This window comes from Nocardia sp. NPDC102475, assembly GCF_055584605.1.
The window spans coordinates 60243-81941 of record NZ_JBVJLS010000033.1 but is presented as its reverse complement, the minus strand read 5'-3'; the positions used below and the strand labels follow the sequence as shown (position 1 = coordinate 81941).

The 21699-nt window shown below is 65.4% G+C and carries 22 protein-coding genes; 6 read left to right on the top strand and 16 right to left on the bottom strand.

Annotated elements, in window-relative coordinates; genetic code table 11:
• Positions 1 to 49: 49 nt before the first annotated feature.
• Both ACZ60G_RS39135 and ACZ60G_RS39130 read right to left on the bottom strand, forming a co-directional pair.
• Positions 50 to 583, bottom strand: coding sequence for a DUF3145 domain-containing protein (locus tag ACZ60G_RS39135; protein ID WP_465817011.1), 534 nt, complete (start codon positions 581 to 583; stop codon positions 50 to 52).
• A 120-nt stretch (positions 584 to 703) separates the two neighbouring features.
• Positions 704 to 1534, bottom strand: coding sequence for a serine hydrolase domain-containing protein (locus ACZ60G_RS39130; RefSeq protein ID WP_465817010.1), 831 nt, complete (start codon positions 1532 to 1534; stop codon positions 704 to 706).
• An 85-nt stretch (positions 1535 to 1619) separates the two neighbouring features.
• On the opposite strand from ACZ60G_RS39130, the gene ACZ60G_RS39125 reads away from it, so the two are divergent.
• Positions 1620 to 2807, top strand: a complete 1188-nt coding sequence (locus tag ACZ60G_RS39125) for a serine hydrolase domain-containing protein (protein WP_465817009.1) — start codon at positions 1620 to 1622, stop codon at positions 2805 to 2807.
• A gap of 56 nt (positions 2808 to 2863) precedes the next feature.
• Here ACZ60G_RS39125 and ACZ60G_RS39120 read toward each other — a convergent pair whose 3' ends face one another.
• From ACZ60G_RS39120 to ACZ60G_RS39110, 3 genes are all read right to left on the bottom strand, one after another.
• Entirely contained in the window at positions 2864 to 3994 is a 1131-nt protein-coding gene (locus ACZ60G_RS39120) for an NDMA-dependent alcohol dehydrogenase (RefSeq protein ID WP_040688149.1), read from the bottom strand.
• A 174-nt stretch (positions 3995 to 4168) separates the two neighbouring features.
• The gene (locus tag ACZ60G_RS39115; protein ID WP_465817008.1) at positions 4169 to 4744 is read right to left on the bottom strand and encodes a DinB family protein; all 576 of its coding nucleotides are present in this window, start codon (positions 4742 to 4744) and stop codon (positions 4169 to 4171) included.
• Positions 4745 to 4822: 78 nt separating this feature from the next.
• Positions 4823 to 5872 carry a phosphotransferase family protein gene (locus tag ACZ60G_RS39110; RefSeq protein WP_465817007.1) on the bottom strand — a complete coding sequence of 350 codons (1050 nt, stop codon included), beginning with the start codon at positions 5870 to 5872 and terminating at the stop codon, positions 4823 to 4825.
• A gap of 80 nt (positions 5873 to 5952) precedes the next feature.
• Between ACZ60G_RS39110 and pabB the strand changes: the two genes are divergently transcribed.
• Complete coding sequence (gene pabB / locus ACZ60G_RS39105) at positions 5953 to 8037, top strand: aminodeoxychorismate synthase component I (protein WP_465817006.1); 2085 nt, start codon at positions 5953 to 5955, stop codon at positions 8035 to 8037.
• Positions 8038 to 8043: 6 nt separating this feature from the next.
• Here the strand turns inward: pabB and ACZ60G_RS39100 are convergent, their stop codons facing one another.
• Positions 8044 to 8535, bottom strand: a complete 492-nt coding sequence (locus ACZ60G_RS39100; RefSeq protein WP_465817005.1) for a hypothetical protein — start codon at positions 8533 to 8535, stop codon at positions 8044 to 8046.
• Positions 8536 to 8683: 148 nt separating this feature from the next.
• Between ACZ60G_RS39100 and ACZ60G_RS39095 the strand changes: the two genes are divergently transcribed.
• Both ACZ60G_RS39095 and ACZ60G_RS39090 read left to right on the top strand, forming a co-directional pair.
• Positions 8684 to 10633 carry a TerD family protein gene (locus tag ACZ60G_RS39095; RefSeq protein WP_465817004.1) on the top strand — a complete coding sequence of 650 codons (1950 nt, stop codon included), beginning with the start codon at positions 8684 to 8686 and terminating at the stop codon, positions 10631 to 10633.
• A 130-nt stretch (positions 10634 to 10763) separates the two neighbouring features.
• Positions 10764 to 11528, top strand: a complete 765-nt coding sequence (locus ACZ60G_RS39090) for an SDR family oxidoreductase (RefSeq protein ID WP_465817003.1) — start codon at positions 10764 to 10766, stop codon at positions 11526 to 11528.
• Here ACZ60G_RS39090 and ACZ60G_RS39085 read toward each other — a convergent pair.
• Positions 11518 to 12243, bottom strand: coding sequence for a TetR/AcrR family transcriptional regulator (locus ACZ60G_RS39085; RefSeq protein WP_465817002.1), 726 nt, complete (start codon positions 12241 to 12243; stop codon positions 11518 to 11520). The two genes, ACZ60G_RS39090 and ACZ60G_RS39085, sit on opposite strands and share 11 nt — an antisense overlap.
• A gap of 8 nt (positions 12244 to 12251) precedes the next feature.
• Positions 12252 to 13481: a cytochrome P450 gene (locus tag ACZ60G_RS39080; protein ID WP_465817028.1), complete on the bottom strand. Its 1230-nt coding sequence runs from the start codon at positions 13479 to 13481 to the stop codon at positions 12252 to 12254.
• A 315-nt stretch (positions 13482 to 13796) separates the two neighbouring features.
• Here ACZ60G_RS39080 and ACZ60G_RS39075 point away from each other — a divergent pair, with 315 nt between their 5' ends.
• The gene (locus tag ACZ60G_RS39075; RefSeq protein ID WP_465817001.1) at positions 13797 to 14240 is read left to right on the top strand and encodes a group II truncated hemoglobin; all 444 of its coding nucleotides are present in this window, start codon (positions 13797 to 13799) and stop codon (positions 14238 to 14240) included.
• 7 nt (positions 14241 to 14247) lie between these two features.
• Here the strand turns inward: ACZ60G_RS39075 and ACZ60G_RS39070 are convergent, their stop codons facing one another.
• From ACZ60G_RS39070 to ACZ60G_RS39055, 4 genes are all read right to left on the bottom strand, one after another.
• A complete protein-coding gene (locus ACZ60G_RS39070) occupies positions 14248 to 14964 on the bottom strand; it encodes a hypothetical protein (protein WP_465817000.1) in 717 nt (238 codons plus the stop codon).
• Between the two features lie 12 nt (positions 14965 to 14976).
• Positions 14977 to 15408, bottom strand: a complete 432-nt coding sequence (locus ACZ60G_RS39065) for a DUF1214 domain-containing protein (protein WP_465816999.1) — start codon at positions 15406 to 15408, stop codon at positions 14977 to 14979.
• 9 nt (positions 15409 to 15417) lie between these two features.
• Positions 15418 to 16818 (bottom strand): DUF1254 domain-containing protein, encoded by a 1401-nt coding sequence (locus tag ACZ60G_RS39060; protein WP_465816998.1) that lies wholly within the window; start codon positions 16816 to 16818, stop codon positions 15418 to 15420.
• Between the two features lie 114 nt (positions 16819 to 16932).
• Positions 16933 to 17229 carry a hypothetical protein gene (locus tag ACZ60G_RS39055; protein ID WP_062992381.1) on the bottom strand — a complete coding sequence of 99 codons (297 nt, stop codon included), beginning with the start codon at positions 17227 to 17229 and terminating at the stop codon, positions 16933 to 16935.
• A 158-nt stretch (positions 17230 to 17387) separates the two neighbouring features.
• Here ACZ60G_RS39055 and ACZ60G_RS39050 point away from each other — a divergent pair, with 158 nt between their 5' ends.
• Positions 17388 to 17663, top strand: a complete 276-nt coding sequence (locus tag ACZ60G_RS39050) for a hypothetical protein (RefSeq protein WP_040688132.1) — start codon at positions 17388 to 17390, stop codon at positions 17661 to 17663.
• Positions 17664 to 17694: 31 nt separating this feature from the next.
• Here the strand turns inward: ACZ60G_RS39050 and ACZ60G_RS39045 are convergent, their stop codons facing one another.
• From ACZ60G_RS39045 to glpK, 4 genes are read right to left on the bottom strand one after another with little or no spacing between them, the layout of a single operon-like run.
• Entirely contained in the window at positions 17695 to 18951 is a 1257-nt protein-coding gene (locus ACZ60G_RS39045) for a vWA domain-containing protein (RefSeq protein ID WP_465816997.1), read from the bottom strand.
• Between the two features lie 42 nt (positions 18952 to 18993).
• Positions 18994 to 19887: a DUF5995 family protein gene (locus ACZ60G_RS39040; RefSeq protein WP_465816996.1), complete on the bottom strand. Its 894-nt coding sequence runs from the start codon at positions 19885 to 19887 to the stop codon at positions 18994 to 18996.
• Between the two features lie 46 nt (positions 19888 to 19933).
• Entirely contained in the window at positions 19934 to 20134 is a 201-nt protein-coding gene (locus ACZ60G_RS39035; RefSeq protein WP_465816995.1) for a hypothetical protein, read from the bottom strand.
• Positions 20135 to 20169: 35 nt separating this feature from the next.
• Complete coding sequence (gene glpK, locus ACZ60G_RS39030; protein ID WP_465816994.1) at positions 20170 to 21675, bottom strand: glycerol kinase GlpK; 1506 nt, start codon at positions 21673 to 21675, stop codon at positions 20170 to 20172.
• Positions 21676 to 21699: the final 24 nt, after the last annotated feature.

The window sequence follows — 21699 nt, the reverse complement described above, 5'->3', positions numbered from 1 at the left end:
GTTGGCAGAGTCGGCCATTGAGTACCCGAACACCCGGACGGGCCAGCCATCAACCGACGTCGCGGCGCAGCCACATCACCTCCGCACCGGATTCGGTGCCGTAGCGATAGATCTCGAGATCTTCGTCCCACGGGGTGCCGAGGGCGCGGTCGAGTTCGGTTGCCAAGTCATAGCCGGTGTAGTTGCCGAGTTCATTGTTGGCCTGCAGCATGGCGCGCAGACGCATTTCGCCGATGGTGACATCGCCGTTGGCGGAGGTGGAACCGTGCCAGAGGCCGAGGGTGGGCACGAAGCTGTAGCGCTCACCGTCGACGCCGTCGCTGGGGTCCTCGGTGACCTCGAAGCGCAGAACCGGCCAGGACCGCAAGGATTGGGCAATTCGGGATGCGGTGCCGACCGGACCGATCCAGTCGGTGGTCGCACGCAGCTGTCCGTCAGCGGGTTGTGCGGTCCAGCGCAATTTCGCGGGTGAGCCGAGGGCCGAGGTGAGTGCCCATTCGATATGTGGGCACAGCGCGGCCGGCGATGAGTGGATATAGACCACACCCGCCGTCGCGTCGGCGAACTGACTCGATGCGCGCACCACTGACACCTCCAGCTTCGACGAGAAACGTCTTCCCCAACGATCCGTCGCACTGGCGTTGCCCGAGTGTACTGGAGTGCCCCGAGTTACACATGTTACTTCGGAGGCGTGTCCGACCTGTTACTTCGCAACCGAGTTCCGAGCGAGGATCACCTCGGCGATCACCGCATCGGAAAAGACGGGCCATGCCTCCCGTGCCCAGTCGCCGAAATTCTCGTCGCTCAAAGCGATACTCGCCACTCCTAATTCGGGATCGACCCACAGAAATGTGCCGGACTGCCCGAAATGGCCATAGGTACCTGCGGAATTCGATCCGCCGGTCCAGTGCGGTGATTTACCGTCGCGAATCTCGAATCCGAGTCCCCAGTCGTTGGGACGCTGCGATCCGTAACCCGGCAGCACACCGTTGAGTCCGGCAAACGCGACTGTGGTCGCCTCGGCGTGGGTCTGCGCCGAAATCAGCTGGGGATCCAGCAGTTCCGCACCGAAGCGCACCAGATCCGCCGCGGTGGACCGGCCCGCATGTCCGGCCGGACCGGCCAGCACCGAGGCCGCCATGCCGAGTGGCTCGAATACGGCCTCGCGCAAGTACTCCGGGAACGCGATCCCGGTCTGCTCCACGACGAAAGCCGCGAGGATTTCGAATCCGGCGCTGGAGTAGATGCGCCGCGTACCGGGCGCGGCGATCACCTCGGTGGTATCGAAGGCGATGCCGGAAGTGTGCGCGAGTAGATGCCGGACGGTAGCTCCCGGCGGACCGGCGGGTTGATCGAGTTCGATCGCACCCTCCTCCACCGCGACGAGCACCGCGTAGGCGACCAGCGGCTTGGTCACCGAGGCGAGCGGGAATACGCGCTCGGTATCACCCGCCGTCTGCGCACCGTCGCGGGTGACGACGCCCGCCGCCGCATGCCGAACCGGCCAGTCCTTGATCTGCTCGAATGCACGCACGAAATCAGCGTACGAGACGCCCGTTCCCGGCGTGTCCGCACCGTCTGCATGGGAAAGTCGGTACCGCCGGTACCATCAACCGATCATGAGCGAACCCACCATCCACGGCGATGTGGCGGCCGGTTTCGGCCCCGTTGCCGACGCCTTCCGCCGCAACTTCGCCCGGCACGGCGAAGTCGGCGCTGCCGTGGCCGTTTACGCGGGCGATCGCCCAGTGGTCGACCTGTGGGCGGGTCATCGTGACCGCCGCCGGACCCTGCCGTGGGAGCGCGACACGATCGTCCCGGTCTTCTCCTCGACCAAGGGTATGGCCGCGTTCGTGGTCGCCACCCTGGTGTCGAAGGGACTGCTCGACTACGAAGAGCCGGTCGCCAAGTACTGGCCGGAGTTCGCCGCGCAGGGCAAGGGCACGGTCACGGTGCGTCAGCTGATCGACCATCAGGCCGGACTTTCCGGACTCGATACCGTGGTGCGGCTGCGGCAGATCGCCGATCTCGACGGTCTCGCAACAATTCTCGCCGCACAGCGGCCCGCGTGGCGGCCGGGCACGCGGCACGGCTATCACGCCATCACCCTCGGCCTTTATCAAGGCGAACTCGTGCGCCGCGCCGATCCGGAACACCGCACACTCGGCCGGATCTTCGCCGAGGAAATCGCGAAACCGCTCGACCTGGACTTCTTCATCGGCCTGCCCGCCGAACAGAGCATGGACCGGATCGCCACCCTGGCCGCTACCGAGGGCGTGGACATCCTGCGCTACGAGCGCGATATTCCGGTGCGCATCGGTGCGGAGATCTTCGCCAAGCGCGGACTTTCCCATGCGGCACTGACCAATCCGCGCATCGGCGCGCCGGTGCGGGCGAGCCGACGCGAACTGCTCGAGTTGGAGATGCCGGGTTCCAATGGCGTCGGCAATGCCAGATCGCTGGCCAAGACATACGGCGCGGCGGCGGGGCGCACCGGTGCGCTCCCGATCGAGGACGCAGTGCTCGATCGGCTCGCCGCCGCGGCCGCCGACGATGTGCCCGCCGACGATCTGGTATTGCACACCAAGTCTCGCTATCACCTGGGCTTCCGCAAATCCCGCGGCTCGTTCAGCTTCGGCTCGGATAAACGCGCCTACGGCACCACGGGCCTCGGTGGCTCCTTCGGATTCGCCGATCCGGCAACCGGTCTCGGCTTCGGCTACTCGATGAACCGCCTCGGCCTCGCCGTCCTCGACGACGTCCGCAGCCGCAACCTGCGCAATGCCCTGCTCCGCTGCCCCGTCTGACCGAGTCTCCGCTCGGCGAGCTGGTTCCGTAGCTCGCCGAGCCGTGACGCGGCGGTTTACCAGTCGGCCTCGGTGTACTTGATGATGCCGCGAATGTTCTTGCCGTCCAACATGTCCTGGTAGCCCTCGTTGATCTGCTCCAGGGAGTACTGACGGGTCACCATATCGTCGAGGTTCAGCTGGCCCGACTTGTACAGCGACAGCAGGTGCGGCGCGTCCTGGCGGGCATTGCCACCGCCGAAGATGCAGCCCTTGACGGTCTTCTGCAGCATGGACAGCAGGAAGCTGTTCAGCTTCACGTCGTTCTCGTCCATGCGGCCCATGGAGGTGACGACCAGGGTGCCGGCCTTGGCGGTGAGGATGAGGCCCTCTTCGATGTATTCGCCGTGCATCTCCCCCATGGTCAGGATGACCTTCTGCGCCATCCGGCCCTCGGTGGCCTCCATCAGCGGCATGATCGCGGCGGCCATGCTCTCGTAGGTGTGCGTCGCGCCGAACTTCTGCGCCTGCTCGCGCTTCCACGGGTTCGGGTCGATGGCAACGACTTTGGATGCGCCGGAGAGCACCGCGCCCTGCAGCGCGCTCATGCCGACGCCACCGATGCCCGCGATCACCACGGTCTCACCGGGCGCGACCTGGGCGACGTGGGTGGAAGAACCGAAACCAGTGGGGACGCCGCAGCCGACGAGGCAGGCGACCTCGAATGGAATGCTCGGGTCGATCTTGACCACCGAGGTGTGGTGCACCGTCATATACGGCGCGAAGGTGCCCAGCAGGCACATCGGGATGACATTCTCACCGCGCGCCTGGATGCGGTAGGTGCCGTCGCTGATGGCCTGACCCATCAGCAGGCCCGCGCCCAGATCACACAGCGCCATATTGCCGCTCACACACGCCGGACAGCGACCGCAGGCCGGGATGAACGACAGGATCACGTGGTCGCCGACCTGAAGATCGGCGGGGCAGTTCGGCCCGAGCTTGGTGATCACGCCGGCGCCCTCGTGGCCGCCCATGACCGGGAATGCGGGCATCGGCGTTGCGCCGGTCACGATGTGGTGGTCCGAGTGGCACATACCGGCGGTTTCCATCCGGATCTGGACCTCACCGGATACCGGGTCGCCGACCTCGATCTCCTCGACCGACCACTGCTGGTCGGTCCCCCACAGGATCGCGCCTTTCGTCTTCATTCGTGTCGACCTCTCGCATGCACGGGCTTCTATGTGACTGCACCCACAGTACGAGAAAACTGTAACGCGTTCTAGTACTCGATCGAAAATTCGTCGACACGGATTGACGGAACTCCCGAACGAGTTCCAGTTCCATCCGACCGCGAACCCGTCCCGGACCGATACTGCCCGACTTCAGCCGCGCACGTCGTGCACATGGTGGATTACGTCGTGCAGGAAATAAGCGGCCAGGGATTCGACCGTGAAGACCGAGCCGTCGCTGCGTCGAGCCTGGTTGCCGAGGGCGGCTGCGGGGACCGATGCGAAGGCGCGCGCGACCGCCTCGGCCGCGTCGGTCAGCTCCGCGGCGACCTTTCGTGGATCCTGCTTGTCGTATTGATCGGCGATGGCGGTGACGTCCTGATCCCAGTTCGAGAAGACCGGGATACCGTCCTCGGACTCGAGGCCTTCGGCGTCGAACCCGGGAACCCTCGGATCCACTGCCTCGGTGCGGGCCGCGACGGCCGTGCGGTAGGTGAAGATTCGGCAGACATCGCGAACGTGAGCGGCATATTCGAGCGCCGACCAGGTGGAGTCGTCCGAGCGGGCGGTGGCGTCATGTCGCGTGAGCGTTGCCGACAGGCGGCCCGCATATTCGCGAGTCAGATCGGGCACCGCCGCGTACGTGATCGACTCCGGGTCGAATCCACATTCGGGACAGGAGCGTTCGAGGACCCAGGTCCAGTTCTTGACGTCGGGAACGATCGGCATGCGCCTACCCTAGATTGGCTGAATATCTTCAGCGATATATATTCAGCCAGCTAGCGACAAGATCCCGACAGGGGCAGTTCACTCCGTCAGACGAAGCGCGCGTTCGAAGAGCTCGAGCGTGATGGCATGCAAGAAGTCACCAACCTGCTTGGGCGCCTTGCCCGCGAATGCGCGAGCATGCGTGCCCTCCAGCACGATTCCCAGCTTGAAGCAGGCGAGCACCGTGTACCAGGTGACATTGCTCAGGTCGCGATCGGAGAACCTGCCGTAGTGCTCGACCATCTGCTCCGGCGTCGGCAGACCGCCGACCGCACCGAGCTTGCCGATCAGCGCCGCACCCGTGGTACCCGGCTCCGGACGCGTCGCGATCTGCCAGCCGAGGTCGAGCAGCGGGTCGCCGATGGTCGACATCTCCCAGTCCACCATCGCGGCCACCTCCGGGCCGTCGTAGGAGAACATCATGTTGGCCAGGTGACAGTCGCCGTGCAGGATGCCAGGAGCCCACTGCGCGGGTCGATTCCGATCCAGCCATTCCCCGACCTGCCGCACGCCGGGAATCTCCGGGCCCGGATACCCCGCATTGGCCGAATAGGACTCGAGTTCGCCGAGCCAGCGCGGCACCTGACGCTCCAGGAAGCCGTCCGGTTTGCCGTAGTCCTGCAGGCCGAGCGCCCGATAGTCGAGCGAACCGAGGCGGGCGATGGCCTCCACCGCGGACAGGCCCATCTGCCGCCGGATCTCCGGATCGCTCGCGTGCGGCTCCGGCAGTTCGTTCTGCGGATTGAATCCGGTAATGGGCTCCATCAGGTAGAACACCGCACCGAGAACGGATTCGTCCGGGCAGGCGGCGATCACCTTCGGCGCGCGCACGCCGGTTCCGTCGAGCGCGCCGAGCAGGCGGGCCTCGCGACGGATGACGTCATTGCTCTTGGCGCGCAAGTGTTTCGGACCGCGGCGCAGCACGTAGTCCTGACCGCCGCGCGCGAAGCGCAGCATGATGTTCTGGGTTCCGCCGCCGAGGGCGGTCACATCCTCGAACTCACCGGCAGGCAGGCCCTGCTCGTCCATCCATTTACCGACGACGGCAAAGTCGACGATATCGCGATCCACCTCTGACATGTCCCACATTGTGCACCACGCGCCGAACCTAACTGAAGGCACATGACAACAGTTTGCTGCGACCGGTGCGGCGTAGGGTTCGGAGCACGATGCGCACGCTTCTGATCGACAATTACGACTCGTTCACCTACAACCTCTATCAGCTGATCAGCGAGGTGAACGGGGAAGAACCCACGGTCGTGCGCAATGACGAGGTGGACGATATCGCGCGGCTGCGACTGGAGCGCTTCGACAATGTCGTCATCTCCCCCGGGCCGGGTCGCCCGGATGTCGGCCGGGATATCGGCATCTCGGCCGCGGTGATCCGCGAGACCGAACTGCCGCTGCTCGGCGTCTGTCTCGGACATCAGGCCATCGTCGTCGCGGCGGGCGGCATCGTCACGACTTCGCCCACCGCGCTGCACGGCTATCTCGATCACATCGAGCACGACGGCGACGAACTGTTCGCCGGGCTGCCCGAGGGGTTCACCGCGGTGCGCTACCACTCGCTATGCGCACAGCGGCCGTTGCCGGACAGCCTCGAGATCACCGCCGTCGCGGCCGATGGGGTGATCATGGGTGTGCGGCACCGGAGCAGACCGCAGTGGGGGGTGCAGTTCCATCCCGAATCGATAGCCAGCGAGTACGGTGCGGCGTTGCTCGGCAATTTCGCGAAACTTACTGCGGGCCAGCGGATTCGGTCGAGCATCATCGCACCGTTCGAGAATGCCGAGCCGCTGATGGGTAGACACGAGTTCCGCGAATCCCGGCGCTCCTGGCAGCTGCGGCATGCGGTGATCGAGCGGGCGATCGATACCGAGGCCGCGTTCCTCCGGCTATACGGCAACTCCCCCACCGCATTCTGGCTCGACAGCGAACATGTCGAACCCGGACTGGATCGGTTCTCCTTCCTCGGCGATGCGAGCGGACCACTGGCCGAAGTGATCCGCTACCGGGTCGGCGAGAACAAGGTGACGGTCGAATCCTCGGACGGGAATCGGCGGACCGTACCCGGCGGAATTCTCGACTATCTCGCCGGGCAGCTACACCTCAGACATACCGAACTACCCGATCTGCCTTTCGATTTCGCGTGTGGTTACGTCGGATACCTGGGCTATGAGGTGAAGGCCGATTGCGGCGCGAATGCCGCGCATCGCGCCTCGACACCGGACGCGCAGTGGATTTTCGCCGATCGAATCGTGGTCGTGGACCATGTCGGCGGGCGCACCCATCTGCTCGCGCTCACCGATCCCACGCCGGAAGCCCTTCGGGCGGGCGCGGATTGGTTGCGCGACACCCGCGAGATCCTGGAATCCCTACCGACGTGGGCGAATCCGCCGACACTCGAGGTGCGCTCCGATACCGCCGCCGTCGCACCGCTGTTCACCCGCGGACGCGAGCGGTATCTCGCCGATATCGCCGTCTGCCAGGAGCGGCTGCATGCGGGCGAGTCCTACGAAATCTGCCTGACCGACACCGCATCCATGGCGGCCGCCGAAGCGGATGGACTCGACTTCTACCGCACGCTGCGCCGCTGCAATCCCGCACCATACGCGGCGTATCTGCGCTTCGACGATCTCGAAATCGCCTGCTCCTCCCCGGAACGCTTCCTCAAGGTGGACCGCGCCCGCACCGTGGAGAGCAAGCCGATCAAGGGCACCGCGGCGCGCGGGACCACGGCCGCCGAGGACGAGCGGCTGCGGCGCGACCTGGCCGACAGTCCGAAGACCAGGGCCGAAAACCTGATGATCGTCGACCTGTTGCGCAATGACCTGGGCCGGGTCTGCCAGGTCGGCAGTGTGCACGTGCCGAAATTGATGGCCACCGAGACATATACGACCGTGCACCAGCTGGTTTCCACCGTGCGCGGCACGCTGCGACCGAATGTCGACGTGATCGATTGTCTGCGTGCGTGTTTCCCGGGCGGCTCGATGACCGGGGCGCCCAAGTTGCGGACCATGGAGATCATCGACGAGCTGGAAACCGAAGCGCGCGGCATCTATTCGGGCACCATCGGTTTCCTCGGTCTTGGGGGCACCGCCGACCTCAATATCGTCATCCGCACCGCGGTCCGGCACGACGGTCACTGGCGCATCGGCGCGGGCGGCGCCATCGTCCTCGACTCGGACCCCGAGGACGAGTACCACGAAACCCTGCTCAAGGCCGCCGCCACCCTCCGCGCCGCCCCCCACTGAGCCCGGTTATTTGCGGCGGCGGGTGCGCTTCGGCGGTTCGGGAGGCGCGGGAGGTTCGGCGGGTTTGCCGGTGAAGCGACCGAGGAGGGAGACGCCCGGGAGTTTGGCGATGGCGGTGAAGAGGTCTTCGCCGAGGCCGATCATCGCCTCCAGACGGGGCAGCAAGCGGTCGTAGGCGGCAAAGGCCGGATCCGCCAGCGCCAGGGTGCGGTCCAGGCGATCGATGGTGGAGTTGAGCCGGTCGATGGCGATCGAGAGGCTCGCGATCAGATCGGGGAGCTGCGCCGCCAGCTGCGCCGAGGCCGGTGGCAGGCGCACCGCCGCATCGAAGGCCTGACCAGCGGTAAGTTGTGCGGCATCCAATACTTGACTCGCCGCCGACTGTGCCGCCTCCACCGCCGACTGCGCGGCCGCCAGCACATCGCCGGGACTCGGCACCCGCCCACCCGGCGCCTTCGGAGTCGCGCCCTTCCGGCCCGCACCCTTCGGGGTAGTCATCCCTCCACTCTGCCGCACCCATAGCACTCGAGGCCGAATATCCCCGACCGACCGGTTTGTGTCGCGTCGGCGCGCAGTCGCTCGCATCGCCGAAGGTATGGACCGCCGAAGTCGGCGTGTCGGTGGTTCGTGGCATAGTTCGAGCACGATGAAACTCAGTAAAGGGGCCAATGCGGCGGTGCCGACTTCCCTTCTTGCCGTGGTTGTTTCATGGCGGTCGGGGCATGCGGTGGATGCGCACGCGCTGTTGCTGGCGGAGGCGGGGACGGTGCGCACCGATCGGGATCTGGTGTTCTTCAATGCACCCCGACATATGTCGCAGGCGGTGACGCTCGATCAGGAACCCGCACCGGGGACGGCGCGCCTGAGCGTGTCGCTACCGCGCACCGAATCGGATGTGGCGCGGATCGTGGTCGCCGGATCGATCGACGACGGCACCTTCGGCGATATCGCGGATCTGACCCTCACCATCGAGGCCGCCCACGGGCCGGTCGCCCGGTTCGAGATCACCGATCCCGATGCGGTCTCCGCGATGATGTTCGGCGAGTTCTACCGCCGCGAGGGCCAGTGGCGCTTCCGCGCGATCGGCCAGGGTTGGGCCAGTGGGCTCCCCGGTCTCGTCACCGAATTCGGCATCACCATCGATGACCCCGGCGAACCGACACCCGACCGCTCGCGCGCGGCGCACACGAATCGGATACCCACTTTTCCAGTGCAGCAACGTGTCTCGACTGGCACCGCGCTGGCCGGATCACCCGGTCCGCAGCAGCTCGACACCGCGTCCTGGGAGCAAGACGGCACACACGCAGACCCGACTGGACAGCAAGATCGGCCCGATGATGCACCGGCCCGACCACGGACGCTCGGCGCACACCGTGGAGATCAGGCTGGCCACCACGCCGCCGCGACCGGCCCCCCGGACCGAGCCGACCATCGCACCGACTCGGCCGACCGGCCTGCCCGGCCGCGACCGGGCAGGCCGGTCGACCTTCAGCGCCAGCGGCACGAGGTCGAGCCGCCGATACCAGCACCTCCGAATCCCGAACGTGCGGACTGGCATTCGGATCCCGAGAATCCTGCGCGGCTGCGTTGGTGGGATGGGGCCGAATGGACCACTGCCACATACGAACGGCGCCAGCCTGGCCCACGCAGCTGTGAGCGGTGCGGAAATCCCCGGCGCCGCAAGCTGTTCGGCGGTCTCGCGCCGTGCCAGAGCTGCGAGCACGAAACCGAGGAATTCCTGACGCACTGGCATACCCAGGCCTGGCGGGCGCTGACCACGGCCGGGCCGCGCGGTGCGGAGTGGGATGCACTGTGGGCATCGTTGCGGTATCAGCGAATCGATGAGGGCCTGGGCCGGGCGGCGCTGCGGGATGTGGCGCTCACCTATGTCGAGCGACTGGTCGCCTTCGCATTCGCGGATGGCGAGATCGAGCAGACCGAATTCGAGGCGTTCGAGCACGCGATCGACGAGCTGGCGCTCGGCGGACCGCTGGTCGAGGATCTGCGCAGGCGGATGTATCGCGGGCGCACCCTGTCGCGGTTGCGCGGCGGCGATCTACCGGTGGTGCGAACGCCCGGCCTGCATCTGGATCCGGAGGAGAAGGTGCACGTGGATCTGCCCGCCGTGCACGTCCGCCTGCTCGCCAAGGGCCCGAAGCTCACCCATGGCAGGCTGATCGCCAGCAATAAGAAGCTGCGGTTCGTCGGTACCGATACCGGCACCGAATTGCCGTGGAACCGGGTGGTTTCGGTGCATGTCGAGCAGCGTTCGGTAGTTGTCGCGGCGACCTCGTCCCGCGGTGGCGCCATCTTCGATGTCGACGATCCGGATTACGTAGCGGCCGCGCTGGAGGGTGCGCTGCGGGTCGCCAAACGGCTGGTGCTCACGCCCGGCCAGCGCGACACACGCAGCATCCCGCAGGAGGTCAAGGCCGAGGTGTGGCAACGTGACGGCGGTAAATGCGTCGAATGCGGCGACGGCCACTACCTCGAATTCGATCACGTCATCCCGCTCAGCCGCGGTGGCGCGACGAGTGCGACCAATCTGCAGATCCTCTGCCGCGCCTGCAACCGCGCCAAGGGTGCGCGGATCTGATGCGGATACCGCACGCGATCACGCACCGGAACACCGATGTGGCGAACAATGCATATGCGATGAAGCACGTTGAGCGGTCCGGCGTATCACCGTAGCGTCCAATACCGAACAGCGCCGTTTGGGAGGATCAATGCAGGTAGCGGTAATCGGCGGAACCGGGGTATTGGGGACCGCGGTAGTACGAGAGCTGAGCGCACGCGGACATCGGGTCCGCGTGGTGAGCCGTACCGCTCCGGCGGATCGAACCCTGGAGCACCGGTCCGCGGATCTCGCCACCGGCTCCGGCCTGGAATCGGCACTGGACGGCTGCGACACCGTCGTCGACGCGGTGAGCGCCCGCAGCCGGACCCGATCGGTCATGGTGGACGGCGTGCGCCGACTACTGGCGGCCGAAAAGCAGGCGGGTATCGGCCATCATGTCGAAATCTCCATCGTCGGTTGCGATCTCGTCCCCTTCGGCTATTACAACGCGAAGGTGGACCAGGAACAGGTGGTCGCCACCGGTGAGATCCCCTGGACACTGTTGCGCGCCAGCCAATTCCACGAACTCGTCACCGATATCCTGGCCCTGTCGGCGCGCTGGCGGCTCGCACCGCGCTCGACGGCGAAGATACAGCCGATCGACGTCGACGCGGTCGCGACAAGGCTCGCCGACGCGGTGGACAATGGTCCGGCCGGGCGCATCCCGGATATCGCCGGACCGACCGTGCACACCCTCACCGAACTGGCCGATATCTACCGCGAACACATCGGCCGCAAGCTGCTCCCGCTTCCCGTGCCCATTCCCGGCCGCGCCGGACGTGCCCTACGGTCGGGCGCTCTCTGCCTGGATGGAAACGGCGACGCGATCGGCATCGGCTACGCCGAATGGCTGTCTCGCCGAATCACTCGCTGATCAACCCGGCCGTGCGCCCCAGATCGGCCAGCATCGCATCGAACAGGATCTCCGGATTCGACAGCGGGATCGGATAATTCCCGAACACCTCGAGCGTGACGTGCCCGTAGAGCCGTGCCCAGATCTGGATCATCAGATACGTCACGCCGAGGTCGAGCTTTTCGGCCGGAAACTTCTGTCCGGCCTCCGAAAGCGCTGCCAGCAGCTCGGTTTGGAATAGCACGAGGTCATCGCGCAGCTCCGCCGGAATCACATCGGTCGGCGGTGTCACAACATCGTAGGTGGCCAGCAGTCGCCCGGCTGCGGCGAGGAAGATCCGGCCGAACGGTTCGTCGAACCGGCGCAGCATGCGCGCGCGGCCCGCGCCCGGCGAGGCGAACACCAGGGTGAATTCCCCGGTGTGCGCCAGCGCCCAGCGCCGGAATCCCTTGCAGATGGCGAAGAACTGCACCGCGCCGTCATCGGGCAGCGTCGCGATCTGCTCGGACAACTCGGCGGCGAGGTCCGCACAGAACTCCAGGCGCAAACTCTCGAGCAGGTCCTCGCGCGAGTTGTAATACCGGTACAGCGCGGGCGCGGTAATGCCGAGTTCGCGCGCGATCGCCCGCAGCGTGACCGCATCGGGCCCGTGCTCGACCAGCAATGTGCGGGCCACCCGGCGGATATCCGCATCCGAAACCACCGGTGCCCGCCCCCGCGGCTTGGAGCTGTTCATAAAAGAATTCAAGCGTATTCGACTTCCCAGCGCTTGATGCCGTTCAACCAACCCGAGCGCAACCGCACCGGATCGGAGACCTGGCGCAGGTTCGGCATCACATCGGCAATGGCGTTGAACATCAGATCGATCTGCAGCCGGGCCAGGTTGGCGCCCACGCAGTAGTGCGTGCCGGTGCCGCCGAAGCCGACGTGCGGGTTGGGGTTGCGCAGCACATCGAAGGTGAACGGGTTCTCGAATCCGTCCTCGTCGAAATTGGCCGAGCTGTAGAACAGCCCGAGGCGCTGTCCCTTCTTGATCTCCTGGCCGCCGACCTCGGTGTCCTGGGTCGCGGTGCGCTGGAAAGCGGTCACCGGGGTGGCCCAGCGCACGATCTCATCGGGCGCGGTGCGTGGGCGCTGCTGCTTGTAGAGCTCCCATTGGTCCGGGTTGTCGACGAAGGCCTTCATGCCGTGGGTGATCGAGTTGCGGGTGGTCTCGTTGCCTGCGACCGACAGCAGGATCACGAAGAACGCGAATTCGTCCGAGCCCAGGTTCTCGCCGTTGATATCGGCGTTGATCAACTGGGTGACGATGTCGTCGGCCGGACATTTGCGCCGCTCCTCGGCCATATTCCAGGCGTAGCCCATGACCTCGGCGGTGGCGGTGTGGTGATTGCCGTCGAATTCCGGATCATCGTAGGAGATCATCTGGTTGGTCCAGTCGAACAGCTTCTTGCGGTCGTCCTGCGGCACTCCGAGCAGTTCCGCGATGGCCTGCAGCGGCAGTTCGCAGGCGATCTGTTCGACGAAGTCGCCGCGACCGGTCTGCTTGGCCTCGTGCACAATTCGGGCCGCACGCTCGGTGAGCGCCGCGCGCAGGCTCTCCACCGCGCGCGGAGTGAAACCCTTGGAGATGATGCGGCGGGTCTTGGTGTGCTGCGGCGGATCCTGATTGAGCATCAGCATATTGCCGAGCATGTCGATCTGCTCGCGGGTGGTTTCCTCGTTGAACCGGATGATCGCGGTGTTCTCGTGCGAGGAGAACACCTCCGGATTCTTCGAGATCTCCTTGATGTGGTCGAGCTTGGAGATGACCCAGTAGCCGCCGTCATCGAAGCCGCTGGCCCGCCCGGTCTGCGCGCACCACCAGACCGGGGCGGTCCGGCGCAGCTCGGCGAATTCCTGGATGGGCAGGCGGGTGGACAGCAGATCTGGGTCGGTGAAGTCGAATCCCGCGGGAATCGACGGCGTGGTCACGGTCACGGCTATCTCCTACCGGTCTGACTTGGGCTGCAGACCTCACGACACTGGGGATGGCGGCCGGCGGAGCCGGCGGGGCGGGTAAGAACTGTGTGGACACGTTCCGGAGCCGATAAAACCACACAACCGGGATTTTGTGAATAGTGTTTAGTAAACCCCGTTAACTTCACGCTTGGTAGCGGTTGAGTCACTCACCTCTCAATAGCCATAAGCTATAAATCACTCTCTTGATCGCTTATCGCGAAACCGTGCACGCGACCGAGCGGACAAGCCTGTAATGGGACGCAACAGGTCACTGTTCGGAGGTCCCCCATGCCCAGCCTGTACGAGCACGCCGGTGGCGACGAGGCATTGCATCGCGTCGAAGAAGCCTTCTACGACAAGGTGCTCGCCGATCCGGTGCTGAAAACCCAGTTCACCGAACGCCGCCCCACGCACGTCGACCATCTCACCTGGTTCACCGCCGAATCCTTCGGCGGCCCGGACCGTTTCACCCGCAACCTCGGCTTCGACTACATCATCGCCGTGCACCGCGGCCTCGAAATCACCGACGAACAGCGCCAGCGCTTCGCCCAGCTGTATCTGGAGGCGTTCGAGGAGGCGGGGCTATTCGACGATCCCGCCTTCCGCGCCGCGGTGCGCGAACATGCCGAATTCGGCGCCCAAGTGGCACAACAGAATTCGCATGCCCAGACCGACGACGAACTGCATCCGATCCGCGAGGTGCCGCACTGGACCTGGGACGGCGACGACTGACCGCCGCCTATCCCGTCACGCGCGCGACCAGAGCCAGTAGCAAGAACGGCACGGTGGCGCTGACATCGGCCGTCTGATCCTCGGGTGTGCCGCGAGTATGTGCCGCGACCGCGAAAGTCTCGCCGAAAGATGCCGAGGCCACCTCCAGCGGCCCGCTGTCGGACCAGCCCCACTTGGTGCCCTGGACGCCGGGCAGCCGCGCGGTCCCCCAGTCCTGTGCGGTGCCGTCGGCCGCCTGTTCGCCCGCCGCGGCCATCCAGCCGAAGATCGGCGACCAGGGTTCGGTGCGCTTCTTGATCGCCAGGAAGGTGGCCACATCCGCGGTGCTGGTGTACGACATACCCCAGGCCGGGCCCGATTTGGTAGCGGTCAGGCCGTACTCCGCGGCAATGGCGTCGATCGCCTGCGGATACTTCGCGCCGAGTTCGTCGGCCGCGGAGTCGTCGGAATAGCGGATCATCCGCTCCGCCAACGCCAGATCCGTCGCCGACCCGTCGCCGCGATGCAGCGCGTAGTCGACCATATAGAGCTTGACCAGCGACAATCCGGTGCGCATCTCGTGTTCGTTGCTGGTGCCCCACTGGACGCCTGGCAGCACCGAACGGAAGGAGAACGCGGTTCGCGACGGCACACCGTCCTCATCACCCACCTCGGCGGCGGCAACGGGCGCGGCGAATACCAGCACCGCGGCGGCGATCGAGATCGGGAAAGCCAAGCGGCCCATAGTTTCTCGCTCCTATCGCACTACGGTCGAGACGGGCGGCTGCCAATGCCCGTCGATGGCAATGTCTTTCGGCACGTACAGCCGCATGGTCAGCGAGAACTGGCCCGACGCCGGGATCGGCAGCCAATTGCCCGCCGGAACGCTTGCGCCCGGATCCTCATACAGGGCATCCAGATTCAGCCGCACCACATCGCGGCGCTCGGGTGTCGGCAGCGCCCCGGCGTGCTGGAAGGTATTGACCGGAGTCACCGCATCGGCCGCGGCCCGGGTGACGTCCATCAGCACCAGCGGATACCCGAAGACGTAGGCATCCTTGGCGATGTCGCGCGCGTCATCGGATGCCACGGTCGAACTCGACGGCGTGTTGTCCGAGGATTTCCCCCAGGCGTCCAGTCCGATGCCTGTCACGGCGAGCCCGAGTGCGGTTCTGCGCGAGACGTTCATACATCTCCTTCATCCGACTCGGTTCAGACTCGGCGGTTGCCAGTGACCATCGAGTGCCCGCTGCTCGGGCACATACAGGCGAAGCGCGAGCCGGAAGGTGCCGGTTTCCGGTATCGGCAACCAATTGCCGTATGGCACATCACTTCCCGGGTCCGCCGCCTGGATGGCGAGTTCCAGCGAGCCGTCCGGCAGCGGTACAACGGGACGCTGATGACCGACCGAGAAGATGCCCGCCGCGTTGGGCACCAAAAAGCGCTCCGCGGTGTAGGCGGTCAGCGACCAGAAGGCCCGCGCGGGCGGCGTCTGGCCCGCGGGGAAATGCAGCCGGTACGAGCGCGGCGCACCCTGCTCCCCCGCACTCGCGCTGATCTCCGGATAGACGGCGTCTTCCGGCAGATTCGCACCGAGTGCGGTCCACGCGGTCGAGGCACGCAGTGAGTAATCGGTGCCGTAGGTGCCGAGGTTCGTCGCGAAATCCCAGCCGTTCTCACGTCTGGCTTTGGGATTGGCGTAGTCCGGGATGCGCATCTGGCCCGCCGCCACCGCGGCGTTGAGGTCGGCGACCGGTGCACCGTGCACCGTGCCCCCCGGCCGGATGCCGATCTTCGAAAACCGCTCCAGCGCGGGGGCATCGTCGCGAGCGGGCGGGTTGGTGATCATAAGCGTGCAGAGCCGGTCGAAGAAGGTGCGCCCGTCCATCCGCGCAACCTGCTGTGGAGGTGCGATCGGGGCGGCCATAACGGGATCGATCACCGGGTTCGGCCGTTCACCGCGCAACCAGGCGCTCAGCGGTGCGAGCAGCACCTGCTGCTGCAGGCTCTCGGCGGCGGCGAAATCGGCCTCGCCGCGCAACTCGATGCGACCGATCAGCCAAGCGGTCGCGGTGGGCACCGCCAATCTGGTCAGGTTATCCGGCAGCGCACCAGACCAATTGGGGCCGGTGATCACGTAGCCGTACGGCGGGTCCTGACCGGCGCGTACCCGTGGTGCGACACTGCTGGGATTGTGGGCGGTATTGGTCCAGGCGTCCATGATCTGCATGAGCCAGTACCGGTCGCCGTCCATCGGCGGAACCTGCAGCACCACCGGCTCGACACCCAAATCGAGCCAGGCTGTGGCATAAAGGGTGTCGATATTCGGCATGACCACCGTATTCATCGCGGGATTCATCGGACTGACGGCCCAGATCTGATTGGCGGGTACGGCGGCGGTATTCGACTGCAGCGTGACATCCATCAGCACCAGCGGATATCCATAGATATAGGCGTCGGTCGCGATCGAACGCGGATCGCTCGGCGGCACGCTGCCGGAACTCGCCACATTATCGGAATCCGTCGATTTGCCGCACGCGACCAGGCCCGCGCCCGTAACGGCACCGGCCAGCAGCATAGATCGCCGCGACAAACTCATGCCTTCTCCCTACTTTCCCGATCAGGTCGGACAACTTCGAGAGAGATCAGCCGGAGTATAGCCACATATTTGCCGTAATTCGGGCAAGTGGCGATGCGGCCGGGTTTTCGCCGATCAGCCGGTGCCGAGAATCGAATTCATAATCGTGCCCGCACTGGTGGCGACGACACCGCCGATCATGGCTCCCGCCACCATCTTCGGCGATTGCATCGCACCGCCGCTCCATTTCTCCCAGGCGAACCGGCCGCCCGCATAGATGATGCTGATTATTCCGGACAGCAGGGCAAACCAGGTCAGATAGCGCACCATCTGCAGCAGCTTGTCCGATAGCGGCGGAGCTTGCGGCGTCGGATTCTGGATCTGCGCCAACGTCGCATAGGCATCGCCGATCGACATCAGATAGATGTTCATCGTCTACTCCTCGACTATCACGCTCCTTTCCATGATCCGCACAACGAGTGGTCTCGCAAGCGTGCAGGCATCGTGACTGCGCGGTCGCCGAGAAACCGATACCATCTCTCGGAGAGCGCGTTAACCCCCTGTCCCGCATCCAGAATGAGCAACACGAGATGATCCTGGCCGCCGTTTACGACACTTGGGCACAGATCGGCAATCCCACTCCTGAGGCCCCTCCGGTGTCCGACAAGATTCTTCAACTGGTCCGCTACTTCACCTGGTTCGTGCTGCTCGCCGGCATAGTCGCCATCATCTACGCAGGTGGCCGCTTCGCCTGGGAGAAGTGGAGCGGCGGCGGTCTGGAATCCCCGAAGATGGTGGCCGGAGCCATGATCGGCGGTGTCGTTGCCACCAGTGCGGGCACCATCATGAACGCCGTCATCGGCTGAGTCCGCGACTTCGACTGCGGACCGGCACGATTCAGCGCAGGATGCCCGCTTGGCCGGCCGCGCGTAGCCAGTCCGGGAATTCGCCCAGCAATCGGGCATACAGCTGTGCGTCGTCCACCTGGTCGATGTCGTCCAAAGCGAAGAAGCCCACGTTGTCCACGACCCGATCCGACATCTCGTCGAGCGTGCGCAGCAGGCCGTAGTTGGCCCTGCCGAGGCCGACGAACTGCCAGAAGGCGGGCAGTCGGGACGCATCGCGCATCAGTGCGGCGATCTCGCGCTTCTTCGCGAACCCGCCGTCGGTGAAGAACAGCACCAGGGTCGGCGCATCGCCGGGCCGCAGCGAGGCGGTGATGTCGCGCATGATCGGCAGTTCGTCATTGCGACCGCCGATTCTGGCGTAGTCGATGCCCTGGTGAGTGCCGGTGAGGTGCAAGAAGGTCTGGGCCCATGCCTCGCCGTGCTCGACGGTGATATCGGGCAGTTTCGCGAAGGACAGCGCGTAGAGGTAGGCCTCCAGGGTGCCGTCTTCGTCGAGCTGGGTCGCCACCGGGATCATCCGCTGCACAACGCGGTGCACGACCTGTTTGCTGTATTGCCTGCTCATGCTGAGGGTTTTGTCGATGACCAGGATGACGCGGGCGCGAATTCCGAAGGCGTTCTTGTCGATCAGAACCTTGGCGACTTCGCGTTTGCGCAGGTCGAGTCTGGCGCGCTTCTCGAAGGAGAGTGCGGCTTCGCCGGGGACGGTGCGGACCTCGGGGGTGGTGGGAGCAGTGACCGGCGCGGGCTCGTCGTCGACGCTTACGCCGTGATCGGTGACCAGCGCGGCGAATCCGCCCGCATACCCCTGCCCGACCGCGCGAACCTTCCACTCGGAGTTACGCCGATACAATTCCAGTGCGATGACGACTGACTCGCTGTCGAGTCCATCGATTACATACTCGTAGAGCGCATTTCCGGATCCGTCGACAATGGTCGCAATCGGCGGTGCGAATTGCCCGAAGGTTGCCCCGGATTCGTCCAAAGTGATAACCACACGTATTTGGGCGATATCGGCAGGGATATGGGCCGCGGAAACGGCCAGCGCCGCAGGCGTTCCCGACCGCAACTCGACGCCAGGTGCCTGCGGCTGGTTGAAGAAAACGAAATCGGCGTCGGTGCGAACCCGGCCCGCTTCGGTCACCAATAATGCCGAGACATCGGCCGGGGCGATGGATCGCACCGAGACAACGACATTCGACGCCGCGAGCGGGCCGTTCTGTCCCTTGACGAGTGATATGCCCACCGCGACTCCTTGCCGTACCCGAACCTGTACAGAATAGGCGTCTCACAGACCCCTGAGCAGTGTCAACACATCCAATGCCGTTTCGACGGAATCGCTGAGCAGCCGGACCTCCGCCGCGGTCGCGTCGTGCAGTCCGGGATCCTCCAGCGCCAGGCCATTGCCGTAGACCACCACGTTGTAGCCGAGATCGGCGACCCGCAGCAGCGGACCGGTCGCCACGCCCGCACCGAGCAGCAGGTCCAGCCCCTCACCGACGAAATAGAACCGCCACAGCGGACCGAGATCGCCGTTGTAGATCTCCTCGGTCTGATCGATGATCACCTGACCGGAGGCCGCGATCGCGTCGACGATCTTGAAGTAGTCGGGCGCGTTCTCCGGCTTACTCGCGACCGTCGCTACGGAATACGCGAGATCCACGCTCAAATGCGCGTTGTAGCCCGCCATGGCGACGCGGGCGGGCGATACCTCACACCGGCGAGCGAGCTCGAAATACCGCGCCCACTGCGGCTCGACCGGCGCGCCGGTGAAGGCCGCGTGCACATTGACCAGGAACCGCCGCAGCAATTCCAGGCTGATCGCATGCGCGTACTCCGGATCCACGAACGCGCCGGGATCACGCTGCATCGGCATTACCGCCGACTGCTCCACACCGTCGAGACCGAGCGGAAACAGCCCGCGGCGATCCCGGTGCGCGACCAGGATTTCGGTGATCTCCCGGTGGCGCGCTACCGCGGTCTCCAAGCGCTGCAACGCATCTCCGGTCAACGTGCTGGTATCGGAGAGCTGAGCGATGGTATCGAGTTCGTCCGCCGACAGCGGTGTGCCACAGAACGCCGGAGCAACCGGCTCCGCGATGGCCATCGGCATCAGCCCGACGCTCATGGCGAATATCGCGGTGATCAGTCCGAGGACGGCCGTTCGCAAAGAAGCTCGCACTGCCGAAGTCTAAGGGCCATTCAGGTTTCCACCGACCAGTGACACGTCAACCCACGAACTCGCGGTCACCGTAGTGGACGGTATCCGGATTCCACGTGCCGCCGATGCTGGTGACGAATCGCTGGATCAGCGTGAAATCCGCGAGATCGGCGACCAGGATGAGACTGCCGGATTCGGTGACGGACCCGCCGACCAGATGCTCGCGCGCCTCTCGATCGGCGACGAGCGCGTCCCGGAACCGGCGCACGTCGACACCGGCGAGCCCCGCAAGATCACCACACCCTATCGCTTCGAGCGGGACCAGCCGAAGGTCAGGGCTACGGCGCGTTTCCAGTTGTCGTATTCGTCTCGGCGGTGGGCGGGGTCCATTCGGGGGATCCATTGTCCGGCCAGGCGCCAGTTGCTACGCAGGCCTTCGAGATCGGGCCAGTAGCCGACGGCCAGACCAGCGGCGTAAGCGGCTCCGAGAGAGACGGTTTCGGCTACGAAGGGGCGCATGACCGGGATGTCGAGGACGTCGGCGACGATCTGCATGAGCAGGTTGTCGGAGGTCATACCGCCGTCGACGCGTAGGGTGCGGGCCTGGAGTCCGGAGTCGGCGTTCATGGCGTCGACGACTTCGCGGGTCTGCCAGGCGGTCGCCTCCAGGACGGCGCGGGCGAGGTGGCCTTTGTTGATGTATGAGGTCAGGCCGATGACGAGACCCCTTGCGTCACTGCGCCAATGCGGCGCATACAGGCCGGAGAAGGCGGGCACGATATAGCAGCCGCCATTGTCTTCGACTGTGCGAGCGAGGGTTTCGATCTCGGGCGCACTCGACACCAGACCGATATTGTCGCGCACCCACTGCACCAGCGAGCCGGTGACCGCGATCGGCCCCTCCAGCGCGTACACCGGTTCGGGCTCGATCTGATAGCCGATGGTGGTGAGCAGACCGTGCGAGGACTGCACCAGCTCGCGCCCGGTATTCATCATCAGGAAGCCGCCGGTGCCGTAGGTGCATTTGGTTTCCCCACGGGCGAAACAGGTTTGGCCGAACAGCGCGGCGTGCTGGTCGCCGAGCGCGGCGGCGATCCGGATACCGGGCACCACTCGGCTGGTCGTCCCGTAGGACGCGGTCGAGGGCTGAATGCTCGGCAGCATCGCGGCGGGAATTCCGAAGAACTCCAGCAGTTCTCGATCCCAGGTGAGCGATGCGATATTCATCAACAGCGTGCGACTGGCATTGGTGACATCGGTGTGATGCACACCGCCGTCCGGTCCACCGGTCAGATTCCAGATCAGCCAGGTCTCCATGGTGCCGAACAGCACTTCCCCGCGCTCGGCCCGATCCCGCAGTCCGGGAATGGTATCCAGCAGCCAGCGCAGCCGCGGCGCGGCGAAATAACCGGCCAGCGGCAGGCCGCACAGTTCGCGAATCCGTTCCGCACCAGGCATGCTCTCGAATTCGCGCACCAGTTCATCGGTGCGCACGTCCTGCCAGACGACTGCCCGCCGGATCGGCACACCGGTGTGGCGATCCCACACCACCGTGGTTTCCCGTTGATTCGCGATGCCGAGGGCCACAACCTGTTCCGCGGCTATACCGGAATCCCGCATCGCCTGCGGCACGATCCGCTCGACATTGCGCCAGATCTCCAGCGCATCCTGCTCGACCCACCCGGGCCGCGGATAGTGCTGCTGATGTTCACGCTGTGCGACGCCGACCAGGCGTGCGCGCTGATCGAACAGGATGCACCTGGTGGAGGTGGTGCCCTGATCGATCGCCAGCACATAGCGTTGCGCCATCGGCTACTTCCTGTCGGACGAGAA